Raw genomic sequence first — 14,557 nt, 5'->3', positions numbered from 1 at the left:
CAGGCACAGCCTGAACTACATTGATATACTTTCAGGATGCCGAATTATCGTCGTGCGTATGTTCCCGGTGGGACTTATTTCTTTACGCTGGTGACCCATCAGCGTCGTCCCCTGTTTGCCGATTGTTTGGCTGTCGAATTGCTGGGAGATTGTTTTCGAGAGGCCATCGATCGATGGCCTTTTGACATGAACGCCATCGTGTTACTGCCGGATCACCTGCATGCGATCTGGTCGTTACCGCCGATGGATGACAGATACTCGATGCGATGGTCGTGGATCAAGAAGGAGTTTACCAAACGCTGGCTGAATTGTTTCGGGATCGAAGGAGAGATTTCCGATGCTCGGCAACGCGAACGACGACGTGGCGTTTGGCAACCGAGATATTGGGAGCATACAATTGAAGACGAAGAAGACTTTGAACGACATTTCGACTATATCCATTTTAATCCTGTCAAACATGGACATGTTCGATGCCCGCATGAGTGGCCCCATTCCAGTTTTCACCGGTGGGTAAAGCAAGGGGCTTACCCATGGCACTGGGCATGCTGGAGTGATCGGACTCGTCAGGCCTTGTTTCAGGATGATTTGGCAAAATCGGTTGGCGAATGATGTCAGGCACAGCCTGACCTACACAAACTGGACTTCACAATGCAACTGGCATTTCAATGCGGGCGGTGCGAGACGCCGAATCGGACGAATATTACGCTGGCAAACCGGGAAATCTCCTGCAGCCATTGCGATTGGTCTCGCACGTTTGCCGCCGAGGATGTTGAAACTGCATCTGGTGAATCGCAGACCGATGAACTTGTCCCGAGACGCTGCCTCGTTTGCGGCTGCGATGATTTATGGCGACAGAAGGATTTTCCGCAACAGGTCGGGCTGTTGTTCGTCGCGTTGGGGGCGATTCTCAGCACGATTGCCTGGAGCCAATATCAACCAGTGTGGGCTATCGGAATTCTGATGGCCTTCGCTTTGATCGATCTGGTTTTGTACACTGTCATGCCAGATGTGCTGGTGTGTTACCGCTGTGAAGCGCGACATCGACATGGAGATTTCGGCGAAGAGCATCCGAAATTTGATCTCGAAATCGCCGAGCGATATCGGCAGCAGGCAATCCGAATGGAAGATGTGTCCAACAAGTCGAGTTGACCAATTGATTGGTAATTTGCATTGATGGTTTGGGTCTGGAAGCTGATGGAGTCCGTACTTCATAGCGTCCTGATTTACTCACTCTCGTTCACCGCTTTTGTGCCGGTCATTGTGCTCGTCACGGTCGTGACCGATGCGTCCGCGTTGGCATTTCGTTATTCGATCTACGGAAGTTGTGGCGGGGCAGCGATTGTCGCCTTGTTTCTGCGGGGCCGACTCCGTCCCAATCGCACCCGATGGTCTCCGAACCCACCGCCGCCATCCTGTGAAGAATGTGGCGAATTATTGGGCGGATCAACAGACTCCTGCCCATTCTGCGGCGAACCGGCCGGAGATTGGGAAGATTTGACGAGTTAAATGGTGTGCAGAAACTGACGTCAGACACAGCCTGACCTACACCGCCCGCCGTTCTCTCCCTATACTTGTTCCGTGGATGAGCACCGAAGACGAATCGCCGAAGACCTCGCCGGTCTCCTGAAGGGAGAGGTGCGTTCGGATGCGCTGACAATTGCGATGTATTCCAGCGATGCCAGTTTGTACCAGGTGGCACCGTTGGCCGTCGCGTATCCGGAAAACACCGAAGACGTTGTGACACTCGTGAAGTACGCTGCCGACGCGGGGCTCCCGGTCATTCCCCGTGGAGCCGGTAGCAGCGTGACCGGCGGGCCGTTGGGACGCGGCATTGTCATCGACTTCTCGCGGACGATGAATCGGATCGAGTCGTTCGACGATTCCACGGTTTCCGTACAAGCGGGCGTTACCTGGGCGGAACTCAACCGATTCCTTCGACCACACGGCCGGTACTTTGCGCCGGATCCAGCAAATTCCGCAGTGACCACAATTGGCGGGATGCTGGGAGTCGATGCCGCCGGTTCACATTCCGTCCGCGTCGGTTCGACACGCAATCACGTGCACAGTATCGATGTCGTGTTGGCGAACGGATGTGTCATCGAAGCGGGTCGGGAGTCGCTGGATATTCTGCAGACGATGCCAGATACCGGCTCGATCGTCGAATCTGAACGCACGCAGTCGTTCCTCGCCCGGCGGAATCTTATTAGCCGTCTGAGCCAGTTGTTGGACGATCATGCGGAGATGATCCGCGACCGCCAACCCGCGGGCATCCGCAACACAGCTGGATATTTCTTGCGAGGCGTGCTGAAGGACAATACGATCAGTCTGCCTCGCTTATTGATCGGTTCGGAAGGGACGTTGGGACTGTTCACATCAGCTCGGCTCTATACCACTCCCCTGCCCGCACATCGCTCTGCTGCCTTGATTCTGTTTGGCCAACTCGAAGGCGCTCTTCGGAGTGTACGGGCTCTCGAGAAGCATCAACTCAGTGCGTGTGATTTGCTCGATCGTCGTTTGTTGTCGCTGGCGCGAGAAGCGGACCCGCGTTTTCATCAGTTGATTTCTCCCGCCGCCGAGGTGGCGTTGATCGTCGAGCAGACCGGCATGCACGAGAAAGATGTTCGCGACCGAATGCGGGCGATTTTGCAAACCGTTCGCGATGTCAACTTGCGATCGGTCGTGGCTTTCGAAGCGGAAACCGTCGACGATGTGGATTTTCTCTGGACATTGCCGACCCGAGTCGTGCCGTTGCTCACGAAACTCAAAGGTCCCACGCGACCGCTGCCGTTCGTGGAAGACATTGCCGTTCCGCCCGAAGCGGTATCGGAATTCCTCGTGTCCGCCCAACGAATTTTGCAACGTCACCAAGTGACAGCTTCACTGTACGCGCACGCCGCCGCGGGTCAATTGCATATGCGGCCGTTTCTACAACCGCCGCGTCCTGGTGATGGGCCGCGTCTTGAAGGCTTGGCCCGCGACTTGTATCAACTGGTGTTCTCACTCGGTGGTTCAATCAGCGGCGAGCACGGCGACGGTTTGTCACGGACGGCGTTCATCCGTTCGCAGTATGGAGCGTTGTATCGTGTGTTCCAGCAGGTCAAGGATATCTTCGATCCGCACAACGTTCTGAACCCTGGCAAGATCATTAGCAACGATCAACACACGACTGCCAAGAACTTTCGCCCTGTCGCGGAAGTCGAGTCGAAATCGACTGCGGAACCGGAACTGATCCCGCTGCAACTTCAATGGTCGCTGCCCACCTTTGCCGCTACCGCCGACCGTTGCAACGGATGTGGGGAGTGTCGCACCCAGTCGCCGGAACTGCGGATGTGTCCGTTTTTTCGGCAAGACCCAATCGAAGAAGCCAGTCCGCGAGCGAAAGCCAATCTGGTTCGTGGTGTGTTAGCGGAAACGATTCCCGCAGATGTTTTGACTTCCGATGGAATGCAACGGGTGGCGGATCTGTGTTTCAACTGCAAACAATGTCAGTTGGAATGTCCGTCGAACGTGAACATTCCGCAGTTGATGATCGAGGCGAAAGCAGCCTATGTGGCGGCCAACGGATTGCATCGGGCCGATTGGCTGCTGTCGCGTGCCCATTCCGTCGGTGCGTTAGGCAGTACGTTGTCCCTGGCGGCGAACTGGCTCGTCTCGAATTCGACGACGCGTTGGGCACTTGAAAAAGTGACGGGAATCTCGCAACACCGCAAACTTCCCTTGTTCGCACGCCGATCGTTCCTGCGGAGTTTGGGTAGCCGTTACAGTGAGAAACCGCAAACGGTCCCGGGCCAAGTCAAACCGATCGTGTACTTCGTCGACGACTTCGCGAACTACTACGATCCGGAACTCGCCATGTCGTTCCTGGCAATCTTGCGACATCACCAAGTGCCGGTTGTGATCCCTAAGACTCAAACGTCGTCGGGAATGTCGTTGATTTCCGCCGGTGATATCGAAGCAGCAAAGGAAGTGGCCGAGGAAAATGTCCGCACGCTCGGCGGGTTGGCTCGCGAGGGATATCAAATCGTGTGCACCGAACCAACTTCCGCGTTATGCCTACGGGATGAATACCCTAAATTGCTCGATCATCCCGATGTGGGTGTCGTCGCGACACAGGCGATCGATGCCGGTTCGTACTTACTCGGTCTGCACGCACAAGGCCAACTCCGCACTGACTTTAGCGAGTTGAACCACACAGTGGGATACCATACGCCCTGTCATGTTCGAGCCCTCACAAAACGGCCGCCGATGGCAGAATTGCTCGCTTTGATCCCCGGCCAAACGGTCGCTAAAATCGAGCAAGGATGTTCCGGTATGGCCGGTGCTTGGGGTCTCTCGGCTAAGAACTTTCGAACGTCACTCCGTCTGGGTTGGGGTTTGATTTCCGAGATGCGGTCCGGTCAGTACACCATTGGCGCGACCGAATGCAGCGCATGTAAGATGCAAATGGAACAAGGCACCGACCGTCCGACGCTGCATCCGCTCAAGCTCTTGGCGTACGCCTACGGATTGATGCCCGAACTCGAACGCAAGTTGTCTCCTTCGAAAAACCGACTGGTGCTGTCATGAATCTTTCCGTCCGCGTGTTCGCTCGCGCTCGTGACATTGTCGGTGCAGACACCGTTTCCGTGGAGTTGCCGGACGCGAGCACCGTGGCCGACTTGCGGACCGCTCTTGCTGAACAGCATCCCGGCTTGCAACCGCTCGCGTCGAGTTTGCACATCGCCGTCGGCAATGACTACGCCACCGACGAACGCACGCTGACCCCGTCCGATGATGTCGCCGTCTTCCCCCCTGTGAGTGGCGGCTGAAAACCTTGCTATGACCGAGTACATGGAACTTCCATGATTGAACTGACTCACGATCCCATCGACATCACCGCCGTCACCGAAAGTGTACGATCCACACAGTCGGGTGCGGTTTTGGTCTTCCTGGGGACCGTTCGCGAAATGACCGGTGATCGCCAGACCGTCGCGTTGGACTACGACGCCTACCCCGAGATGGCCGTCGCCAAGATGAAGGAATTGGAACAACAAGCCCGCGAGAAATGGCCGGTCGATCGACTCGCGATTGTGCATCGGCTAGGCCACTTGGAACTGGGTGATGTGAGCGTGATTGTGGCCGTCAGTTGTCCACACCGAGGCGATGCATTCGACGCTGGGAAGTGGTTAATCGACACGCTCAAAGTGACCGTTCCCGTTTGGAAAAAAGAGAACTGGGCCGACGGCACCACCGAATGGGTTCACCCCGGTGCGTAGGCCCAATGTCGGTGTCCGTGATGGACGAGAGCAGCCCGTTGCATCATCAAAGCCAATAATTGAATTCGGATTGGGTGCCACGGCTCTGTGAGCCGTGTTTTTCTGGGTTCATCGCTCAGCACGGCTCACAGAGCCGTGGCACACCGGGTCATGACCCACCCATGTCTTCCGCTACATTGGCATCGGAAGATCAAGCGGTGGTAAAGACCTTGTGGACCGAACTCCACAAGACAGAAACCGCTACTTCAATAATAATTCGGCGGCGGTTTTCACGGCTTCGTCGGGGAAATCTTCCGCGAGTGCCCGTAAGATGGCTTCCCGCTGCGGCGAGTCCAAGGGTTCCAATGCCGTGACGAGCCGCTTCATCCGCAGGATGTCGTCGTTGGTGAACCGCGGGGCGTCTTCGCTGTAGGACAACACCCGACTGAGCCGGTAGCGAACTTCCTCCGAAGGGGTCGATTCATAAGTTTCCAACATCAACGGTCGCGCGACGGCTCGCAATTGGATCAACTCGTACATGGCGTGATGCCGAACCGATGATTGCGGATGGTTCAGCTGGGCCAACAGTTCCCGAATGCGAGCCTTCTGAGCGGGTAACGTGACTTCCCCCACGCGATCTTGCAGAAACGCCAGACATCGCGTGGGCGTTTCGCGAATCTGCCCCATCGCTCGCAACGCCTGCCCCGGCCCACTCGCCAAGGACCGCCATAACTCCGTGAGTTCCGCGTCTGTGAGGACCACATTGGTGAGTCGGGATTGCAGAAACCCTTCGGCATCCCAAGCAATCAACGCTTGATCGGTGCCGCCCGTCACTACGCGTTGATTTTGCCGATCGACAGTCATCGCCGTCAGCACTCCCGTGTGAGCCGACGCCGAATAAATTTCCTCACCCGTCGCAACTTCCCACACCCGCAGACGCCGGTCCAATCCGCCCGCCATGAGAAAGCGGCCATCGTGGGAAAACTCCATCGAAATCAGTCGGGTCTTGTCGGCGGACAATTCGTAGGCAAGTCGCCCGGTTTCCACTTCCCATACGAGCAATTTGCCACCATCGAGTGCCGCGACCGTTCGACCATCGGACGAAAACCGAGCCACCCGGGGACTATTCATGCAGCCCGTGAGTTTGTCGGTTTCGATTTGATCGGTCACATCGAAAATCCGTAACACCGAGTCACGGGTCGATGTCACCGTGAGAACCCTTGTCCCATCGGTCGAAATATCGTGCACCAAATTCGGAGCCAAGAACCGCCGAATTTCCTCACCGGTTTGCAGCCGATAAATCCGCAATTGATCCGGAACCGCCAGTGTGAAGGTGCCGTCGTCGTGAATTCGCAGCCGTTCGGCTCCATCTGGTAACAGGTGGCGAAGCTGGCCAGTTTTTGTGTCCCAAATCTGGGTAATTCCGCTTTGCGTAGTGACGTCGAAACTCGTCGTGACCAGCGTTTTGCCGTCTTTGGAAATCGCAATCGCACGCAGCGGTTCGTCCGGTCCGGGCAACGTGGCTTGCAACCGACCGGTTTTGAGATTCCAAATCTGAATCACACGGGGCCGCTTCGGATCAGCGGGTTCTCCATAAGTGGCCACGATTTCGCCGTCATCGGAAACAGCCAACCCGCGTACACTTTGCGGACGCGTCTCGATCGGGCTTTCCGCACCGCCGAGTTTGCGAACTATTTCGCTGGGCACATCGACAGCCATTGCCGGCGTGACAACCGCGAACACAACGCCAACAGCCCACCGAGTTGTCTGTCTCATCGGTTCTCCCCCAACACAGCGCACGACCTCCCTGCCGATGGGATGCGATCGTCATTAGGAAAGTTCCGAGAACTTTGCGGTTACGGGATTCGTACGAGGAACCGTTGCTCGCCGATCTGGAACTCGCCACCGGTATCAAGGGGCATTTCGGTAATTCGAATCCACACGCCGTTGAGCGAATTCCGATTCTCGATCAGCCACCGACCACGATCGTCACAATAGATTCGCGCATGCACGGAACTCACGAACGGGTCATCCGTGATCGCAACGGAACACCGCTTCTCCTCGGCTCCGATGAAATTGTCGCCGTCATCGAGCACATAACGTTCACCATCGCCACGCGGCGTCATCTCGACGAGCGTCGCGGGAACGTCGGCCAAAGCCGCATCACGACCGCTCTCCCAACTGCCTTTCTCCCGGCTCGACCCGCTGAAATAGTAACGTCTGGCACCGATGAGCATTTCCTGTTTGTTTCGCAGGACGGCCTTCGAGACACGAACGAACGTCCCGTTGCGGCTGTCGAGGTCACGCATGTGAAAGCGGAACCGGCCGTCTTCGTTCTTCTGCACAATCTCCAAATGCCGACCGGAAATGCCGTTGTCGTGGCCGATGATGATGTCGCCTTCGATCCGCCCAATCTGAAATTTCGGTTTCCGCACACGGAACCATTCGCCATCATCCCGCGAGCCATCGTCGATTGCACACAATAGCAATGTCGGAGGACGATTGATCGGGCGAAACGCGAGGGCCGAGTCTTGTTCACCATCCTTCGGTTTCGCACCTGTTCGTTCCGGAGCCCGCCGAGTCGGTTGGTAGGACCGATCGCCCGACAACTCCGCCCGACATTGCGGACATTGAGCCGCGTTTTCACTCAGTTCGGTATCGCAATAGGGACAACTTGCCATGAGACCGTGACTTTTACGAAAACGAAAAACCAGTTCATCTACTCAATCATGGGGATGCCAAAGCATTCTAACGGCAGCAAGGGACCTTTGCACAGTCAATTGCGTGACAAGCCGAGTCGATTTAGCCGTTTGACGGTTTCCGCTTTGGTGGCTACGATCGGGCCGTTCCCGCATTGATGTCCGATTTCCCGCAATTCCTTCCCATCTGAACTTGAGTAGATTGATGTCCGATTCGAGCCCAAAACGTGCTTTGGTGAGTGTCAGCGATAAAACCGGGCTGACTCCGTTTGTTCAGCGTTTGGTCAGCATGGGATTCGAAATTGTTTCCACCGGCGGCACCCGACGACACTTGGAAGACGCCGGCATCGCTGTGACCGATGTCGCCAGCGTGACCGGTTTTCCGGAGATCATGGGCGGACGTGTGAAGACACTGCACCCGAAAGTGCACGGAGCGATTCTCGGCCGCCCCGATCAAACCGATGATGCAGCCGCGATTCGTGAGCACGGAATCGTGCCGTTCACGCTCGTCGTCTGCAACTTGTACCCGTTTCAGCAGACCATCGCCAAAGCGGGCGTCACGATTCCCGAAGCAATCGAGCAGATCGACATCGGCGGCCCAAGCATGATTCGGTCGGCCGCCAAGAACCATGCTTACATCGGTGTGGTCACACGTTCCGAGCAGTACGAGATGGTCGCCGATGCATTGGCGAATGGTCCACTGTCGGAATCGCTCCGGCGTCAATTGGCCGCTGCCGCTTTCGAGATGACAGCCCAGTACGACCGTGCCATTGCCGACTACATGGCGACGATCACCACTGAGACTGAGGAAGAGTCGACAAACGGTCTTCCGGAGACCCTGAACCTGACCTTTCGGAAACGACTCGGACTCCGCTATGGCGAGAATCCACATCAGTCGGCCGCTTGGTATATCGAACCCCATCCGCCAACCGGAACGCTGGCAGCCGCACGCCAGTTGAACGGCAAGGAACTGTCGTACAACAATCTGCTCGACTTGGACGCTGCGTGGGCCATCGCCCGAGAATTCGAGGAACCCGCTGCGGCTGTCCTGAAGCACAACAACCCCTGTGGATGTGCAATTGCCGAGAACGTTGGTCAAGCCATTGTCGCCGCTTGGGATGGCGACCCGATCAGTGCGTTTGGTTCGATTCTCGGTTTCAACCGCTCGGTCGATGCAGCCGCCGCGGAGTTCCTCTGTGAAGGCGGCCGGTTCGTCGAAGCGATCATTGCACCGGCTTACGACGCCGACGCCTTGGAGATTCTGACGACCCGCCCGAAATGGAAAAACAACGTGCGGTTGATGCAGGTCGATCTCGACCCGTCAGCGTCACAAGCACCGACCCGCGAGTATCGCCGAGTGACCGGCGGTCTTCTGGTGCAAGATCGCGACGAAGTTCCGGACGCCAAGGCCGATTGGCAAACCGTCACCGATCGGGAACCGACCGACGAAGAAAAACGCGACCTGCACTTTGCCTGGAAAGTCTGCAAGCACGTCAAATCGAATGCCATCGTCTTTGCCAAAGGCGGTGCGATTACCGGCGTGGGTGCGGGGCAAATGAGCCGGTTGGATTCGTCTTACATCGCGGCCTACAAGTCCGGCGAAAAGGCCAAGGGCTGCGTGCTTGCTTCGGATGCGTTCTTCCCCTTCCGTGATGGTGTGGACCAAGCCGCCGAAGCCGGTGTGACCGCCGTCATCCAACCCGGCGGTTCCCGCAACGATGCAGACACAATCGCCGCTTGCAACGAACACGGCATGGCGATGATCTTCACCGGTCGCCGCCATTTCCGTCATTGATCCATGCATGCTCTGCTGGTCGAACTTCGCGACACGCTCCACCGACTTGGGATTGTGGAGCAATCCGTGCTGCTGGCGGTCTCGGGTGGTGCGGACAGTGTCGCGATGTTGCGGGCCATGTTGAAGCTGCAATCGGCCTGCCAACTTCGACTCCAAGTCGCACACTTCAACCATAGGCTTCGCGGGGACGAATCGGATGCCGATGCACGATGGGTCGCCGAACTGTGTACGCAACTCGGCGTCGTTGGCCATCTTGGATCGGCGAGTCAGGCAGAAACCACACGGACAACCGGCAGCCGTGAAGGCGACGCTCGACAACTCCGCTACCAATTTCTGGAACAAACGGCGGTGGCAAACTCCTGCCGAGTGATCGCAGTGGCACATACCGCCGATGACCAAGCCGAGACGGTCCTGCATCGCATTTTGCGAGGCACCGGTCTGACGGGACTCAGTGGCATTCCACCAATTCGCACTTTGGGCTGTGGGGTGAATGTCGTACGTCCGTTGTTAGGAATTCAACGACAAGACTTACACGATTGGCTGCGGGAAATCGGACAAGAATTCCGCACGGATTCGTCGAACACAGATCGCGATTTCACCCGCAACCGCATCCGCCACGATCTGTTGCCGCTGTTGGAATCGCAGTTCAACCCGCAAGTCAAAAACGCATTGTGTCGATTAGCCGAACAAGCCGTGCAAACCCAAGCAATCGACGACTTCATCGCGACCAATGTTCTGCAATCGGTCACGATCTCACAAACGGAAACTGCGTGCGTTCTGGATTGCCAACGACTTGCCGAATGCCCGACAGCGATTATTCGAGTTTGCCTCAGACGTGTTTGGGTCGAAATGAATTGGCCGCAACAGAAGATGAGTTACCAACACTACACACGCTTGCAAGAGGCGATTTGTACCCCCACGATGCGCGGACTCATCAGTTTGCCACGACCAGTGCAAGCGAAGATCGTTCGCGAATCCCGCCAACGGCGTTTGATCCTGCAAGTTCCTGGTGACGGATAACAGTCAAGTTAATCGTCACTGCGAATGCTCAAAATAAAATCCACGCGCGATTGAACCGGCAAACCGCTCCGCTCGCCAACCGTTTGCACTGTCAATTCATAAGCACCAGGCGTCAGTGAATCGCTTGAGGTCTGAACCCGGAGAACGGCCTCGGTTTGATCCTCGTCGATGAGGACTGGCTCAGCTTGGAAACCGGTCGCTGGGGAGTCGACCAGTGTCATTCGCACGGGACCGGTGAGTTTCGGCGATCGCAAAATTCGGACTGGAACGTCGATGAGTCCATCGTCCGCGTCAGAGGGATCCCAGCGAATTTCCGGTTGATCGACTGAGACTTTCAGCAACGCCCCTTCCACGTTCATCGTAATACGGCGGTCCATCCGGTTCACCAAGTAACGCATGTTGCCTTGAGGGTCAGGGACTTGCACGACGGTGTTGAGCACAATCCGCGAGGTGCGGTCGGTTTGGACCCACTCCGGAATGAACAGCGGGAAGTCGATTGCATCCACGCCCGCGGCCACCGTGAGATCGCCGGCAATAATTCCCTGACGAACCCGATCCGGGCGAGCCGCCATTTGCAGTTCCACTTCGCCGGTGTAGTCTTCCAACCGCTCTACCTCGACCGGAGCCGGGTACGTTGCCCCGCGATACACCGTCCGTCCGCCGTCCGGATATTTCGGTCTGACGACAGCCCGCGGTTTCATTACGGGGACCACTAACACGCGGGCAGTTTGCACAATGTCGGTGCCATCGGCGAGTTGTCCGGTTGCCTGAACCGTCGCAAACTTAGCGAACGAAGTCGCGTCCGCTTCGCACCAAATCGGGAGACTGACTGCCGACTCTTTCGCGGTGATGGTGGTCGATTCCACTGTGCGAACGCCATCGGGAAGGTCCGTTAGGTTTAGGTTCACGTCGCCATCGAATCCGCGACTGCGATCGATCGAAACAACCAGCAAACCGGCTTTCGCACGGGCATTCGGATTGGTGCGATTTGGAGCGGCCACGGGTTCCGCCCCGAGGATCGTTTCGGCAAACGCCGGTGAACTCAGGGCAAAATCCACGTTCATCGGCGAGATTGCCAAGCGATAGACACACCGCTCCCGGTCGCTCGTGGTGCCGGATAAGTCCGTCACACGAACGCGAAAATCATCTGCGGCTTTGGGCTGGAACATCAGGCCCGCGTCGGTTCGGTTGGGTAAGTCGTCATTCGAAGCGACGACCTTTTCAGTGGAATCTACGACTTCCAATGCCAAATCGCACGGCGACCCAAACCGCTCGGCCTCCGCGACGATCCACAACCGCTGTTCGGGTTCCGCATGGAACTGGTACTCGTCGACCTCATGGGAATTCATCAATTGCCCGGTGATCGCACTCGGAATGGGTCGGGGTTGACGTTTCGAAGGCTGTGTCTCGATGTCTTCGGGCAACTCCGTCAGTTCCAACCGAATCGGTTGTGTTTTACCGGCCGGGGTGTCAATCGGTGGGTGCCAAAAATCGGAATCCGAGTTCTTTGGAAAGCTGACGGTTTGCTCGATCGATTCCAGCTTCGACGAACCGGTCTGAATGCCGACACCATAGAACCGTACGGTCTGCGTTTGACCTCGTTGACCGGCGACGGGCACTGTCGTCGACACGTGTGGTCCTGCATGCAGATGCAGGCGGTAGACCATCGAACGGTCGCCACGGAAGTCGGCATCGTGCAACCGAATGCGGTAGGTTTGCTTCGCTTGCACGGGAATCGTGAGCGCGACCTCTCGCTGCGTCGTTGCGGTGGCTTCGGCGATGCGATTGCCCCCGCGGTCGCGAATTTCCAGAACAGGATACAACGGCGAACCCACCGGACACGCAGGCAATACGCAACTGAATAGCCCCGCTTCACTCGCGGTCCATTCGTAGCAGTCGATTTCTTCCTTCTTCTCCAAGCAGCCGGAAATCACCGCTGGCAACTTGGGAACGATTCGGCAGTTCGATGCCAGCGGGCAGTCCGATTCCAACCGTTCCGGCGTACCTGTGCCAATGATGAATTTACCGACCTCACTGGCTCCATTCGCATTGGCGGCTTGCCACTTGATCATGCCCGGCGATACGTCCGCCGGAATCGTGATGCGAGCGGGAACTTCGCGAGGCACCGAGAACGATTTGTTGGAGTTAATCGCCTTGGGACCGAACCAGTGCGGTGGTCCGGGGTGAAGTTGCTCGCTGGGTGGTCCAAGAATTTCGAGTTCGATTCGCTCATCCAACATGAAAAACTGCGTGTCCGGTGTGAAGTCATAACCACCAAGTTTGACTTCGACCGAAGTACCCGGAGCCGCGCCCGGTGGAAAAACGTAACCGAGTTCCGGCCGCTGCTGGGCGATGGCATTCGAGCCAACGCCGACTGTGAACAACGCAAGCAGGAGGACGGTTCGAACCGCGTGAACACCGTGCATCAGACCAACCCTGGAATCATTTTTCCGCCGTCGAGAATCGGCATCGGTCGGCCCAGCGGTGTGAGGTACGACTTGTGCGTATCGATGCTCATCAACGTGTAAATCGTGCGGTGCAAATCGTCGATGGAGACGGGATCAGAAATCGGTTGCGAGGCGTGCTCGTCGGTCGCACCGATGATTTGCCCAGCACGAATCCCGCCACCCGCCATGAGAATACTCTGCGTTTTACTCCAGTGGTCGCGGCCTGCCCCATTGTTGACGCGGGGCGTGCGTCCCATTTCGCCCATCATGATCACAAGTGTGCTGTCGAGCAGGCCCCGGTTTTCCAAGTCCGTCACTAACGCAGCGAACGCCTGATCGGCTTGCGGGATGAGATTGTCTTTCAGCGTGGGGAAGCAGTCGGCGTGCGTGTCCCAACCGGGATTGTCGACGCCAATAAATCGACAACCCGCTTCGACCAACCGCCGCGAAAGCAACGCGCACTGCCCGATCGTCGAATAACCGTACTGGCTCCGAACGGACTCGGGTTCCTTTTGAATATCAAAAGCTTGTTGTGCAGCCGGCGAGGTGATGAGTTCGTGGGCCTTCTGATAGTACGTCGACATCTCTTTGGCTTTGCCGCCGGTCTGCCCGGTGATGGTTTCCACGCCGTTGAGCAAACGCTGACGTCGAGCCATCCGCGACTCGTTCACGCCAGGGGCGAGTCGCAAATCTTTGACTTCGAAATCGGGTTGCACGGGATCGCTTTCGATGACGAACGGTGCATACTCCGGCCCATAAAAACCGGGACCACCGGCGTCCATCGGTGCGGGCAAATTGATATACGATGGCACTGTGCCGCCCAAACCGAGTTCACGAGCGACTTTCGAGCCGATCGACGGGAACAACGTGTTTGCCGGAATCCGACTGTTCTGGCCATCGCGGAACCGTGGCTTTTGGCCGGTCATCACATAGTAATAACCGGTGACGTGGCCGTTGTCGTCGTGGGAATGGCTGCGAACCACGGTGAACTTATCCGCGACACTCGCACAATGCCGACAGTGTTCGCCAAAGAATGTTCCCGGGACGTTGGTGGGAATGGTGGCGAACGGGCCGCGAATTTCCGCCGGGGCTTCCGGCTTTGTATCCCACATGTCGATCGTGCTCGGACCGCCCTCCAAGAACAATAGAATGACCGACTTCGCTTTTGGGGCGATCGTTGCAGCGGTGGCCTCTTGTTGCAACAGCGTCGGCAAACTCAACCCGCCGATCGCACCCAAACTTCCCAATTGAATCGCTTGACGACGCGAGATCCGTTCGCAATTCCGATGCGATTTCAATCGACGTCCCATGGAGATTTTTAGCATTCGGTCATGCCTTTCACCCAGTCATTGGTGCATCACC

Annotated in this window: 12 protein-coding genes; 8 read left to right on the top strand and 4 right to left on the bottom strand. The window is 57.0% G+C overall.

Annotation, left to right across the window (positions count from 1 at the left end):
* The first annotated feature begins 36 nt into the window (after positions 1–36).
* From AC5DDB_RS13740 to AC5DDB_RS13715, 6 genes are all read left to right on the top strand, one after another.
* Positions 37–609 (top strand): REP-associated tyrosine transposase, encoded by a 573-nt coding sequence (locus AC5DDB_RS13740; RefSeq protein ID WP_491740300.1) that lies wholly within the window; start codon positions 37–39, stop codon positions 607–609.
* 39 nt (positions 610–648) lie between these two features.
* The gene (locus AC5DDB_RS13735) at positions 649–1,149 is read left to right on the top strand and encodes a hypothetical protein (protein ID WP_491740299.1); all 501 of its coding nucleotides are present in this window, start codon (positions 649–651) and stop codon (positions 1,147–1,149) included.
* A 24-nt stretch (positions 1,150–1,173) separates the two neighbouring features.
* On the top strand, positions 1,174–1,506 hold the full coding sequence (locus tag AC5DDB_RS13730; protein ID WP_491740298.1) for a hypothetical protein: 333 nt from the start codon (positions 1,174–1,176) through the stop codon (positions 1,504–1,506).
* Between the two features lie 129 nt (positions 1,507–1,635).
* Complete coding sequence (locus tag AC5DDB_RS13725) at positions 1,636–4,566, top strand: FAD-binding and (Fe-S)-binding domain-containing protein (protein WP_491740297.1); 2,931 nt, start codon at positions 1,636–1,638, stop codon at positions 4,564–4,566.
* Positions 4,563–4,808, top strand: coding sequence for a MoaD/ThiS family protein (locus tag AC5DDB_RS13720; protein ID WP_491740296.1), 246 nt, complete (start codon positions 4,563–4,565; stop codon positions 4,806–4,808). Before AC5DDB_RS13725 ends, AC5DDB_RS13720 begins: the two co-directional genes overlap by 4 nt.
* Positions 4,809–4,841: 33 nt before the next feature.
* On the top strand, positions 4,842–5,255 hold the full coding sequence (locus AC5DDB_RS13715) for a molybdenum cofactor biosynthesis protein MoaE (protein ID WP_491740295.1): 414 nt from the start codon (positions 4,842–4,844) through the stop codon (positions 5,253–5,255).
* Positions 5,256–5,495: 240 nt separating this feature from the next.
* Here the strand turns inward: AC5DDB_RS13715 and AC5DDB_RS13710 are convergent, their stop codons facing one another.
* Both AC5DDB_RS13710 and AC5DDB_RS13705 read right to left on the bottom strand, forming a co-directional pair.
* On the bottom strand, positions 5,496–7,010 hold the full coding sequence (locus AC5DDB_RS13710) for a WD40 repeat domain-containing protein (RefSeq protein WP_491740294.1): 1,515 nt from the start codon (positions 7,008–7,010) through the stop codon (positions 5,496–5,498).
* A gap of 80 nt (positions 7,011–7,090) precedes the next feature.
* Positions 7,091–7,915: an FHA domain-containing protein gene (locus tag AC5DDB_RS13705; protein WP_491740293.1), complete on the bottom strand. Its 825-nt coding sequence runs from the start codon at positions 7,913–7,915 to the stop codon at positions 7,091–7,093.
* A gap of 223 nt (positions 7,916–8,138) precedes the next feature.
* On the opposite strand from AC5DDB_RS13705, the gene purH reads away from it, so the two are divergent.
* Complete coding sequence (gene purH / locus AC5DDB_RS13700; RefSeq protein WP_491740292.1) at positions 8,139–9,728, top strand: bifunctional phosphoribosylaminoimidazolecarboxamide formyltransferase/IMP cyclohydrolase; 1,590 nt, start codon at positions 8,139–8,141, stop codon at positions 9,726–9,728.
* A gap of 3 nt (positions 9,729–9,731) precedes the next feature.
* Positions 9,732–10,748: a tRNA lysidine(34) synthetase TilS gene (gene tilS / locus AC5DDB_RS13695; RefSeq protein WP_491740291.1), complete on the top strand. Its 1,017-nt coding sequence runs from the start codon at positions 9,732–9,734 to the stop codon at positions 10,746–10,748.
* Positions 10,749–10,756: 8 nt separating this feature from the next.
* Here the strand turns inward: tilS and AC5DDB_RS13690 are convergent, their stop codons facing one another.
* The gene (locus tag AC5DDB_RS13690) at positions 10,757–13,174 is read right to left on the bottom strand and encodes a hypothetical protein (protein WP_491740290.1); all 2,418 of its coding nucleotides are present in this window, start codon (positions 13,172–13,174) and stop codon (positions 10,757–10,759) included.
* A complete protein-coding gene (locus AC5DDB_RS13685; protein ID WP_491740289.1) occupies positions 13,174–14,520 on the bottom strand; it encodes a DUF1501 domain-containing protein in 1,347 nt (448 codons plus the stop codon). The genes AC5DDB_RS13690 and AC5DDB_RS13685 overlap by 1 nt, the downstream gene beginning before the upstream one ends.
* Positions 14,521–14,557: the final 37 nt, after the last annotated feature.

The sequence above is a fragment of the Thalassoroseus sp. genome, assembly GCF_984380535.1.
The sequence above is the reverse complement of the archived record's forward strand: the minus strand, read 5'-3'. Positions and strand labels throughout refer to the sequence as shown.

Coding starts and splice junctions, on each gene's coding strand:
- AC5DDB_RS13740 (WP_491740300.1), top strand. CDS start 37: ATGCCGAATTATCGTCGTGCGTATGTTCCCGGTGGGACTTATTTCTTT.
- AC5DDB_RS13735 (WP_491740299.1), top strand. CDS start 649: ATGCAACTGGCATTTCAATGCGGGCGGTGCGAGACGCCGAATCGGACG.
- AC5DDB_RS13730 (WP_491740298.1), top strand. CDS start 1,174: ATGGTTTGGGTCTGGAAGCTGATGGAGTCCGTACTTCATAGCGTCCTG.
- AC5DDB_RS13720 (WP_491740296.1), top strand. CDS start 4,563: ATGAATCTTTCCGTCCGCGTGTTCGCTCGCGCTCGTGACATTGTCGGT.
- AC5DDB_RS13715 (WP_491740295.1), top strand. CDS start 4,842: ATGATTGAACTGACTCACGATCCCATCGACATCACCGCCGTCACCGAA.
- AC5DDB_RS13710 (WP_491740294.1), bottom strand. CDS start 7,010: ATGAGACAGACAACTCGGTGGGCTGTTGGCGTTGTGTTCGCGGTTGTC.
- AC5DDB_RS13705 (WP_491740293.1), bottom strand. CDS start 7,915: ATGGCAAGTTGTCCCTATTGCGATACCGAACTGAGTGAAAACGCGGCT.
- purH (WP_491740292.1), top strand. CDS start 8,139: ATGTCCGATTCGAGCCCAAAACGTGCTTTGGTGAGTGTCAGCGATAAA.
- tilS (WP_491740291.1), top strand. CDS start 9,732: ATGCATGCTCTGCTGGTCGAACTTCGCGACACGCTCCACCGACTTGGG.
- AC5DDB_RS13690 (WP_491740290.1), bottom strand. CDS start 13,174: ATGCACGGTGTTCACGCGGTTCGAACCGTCCTCCTGCTTGCGTTGTTC.
- AC5DDB_RS13685 (WP_491740289.1), bottom strand. CDS start 14,520: ATGCTAAAAATCTCCATGGGACGTCGATTGAAATCGCATCGGAATTGC.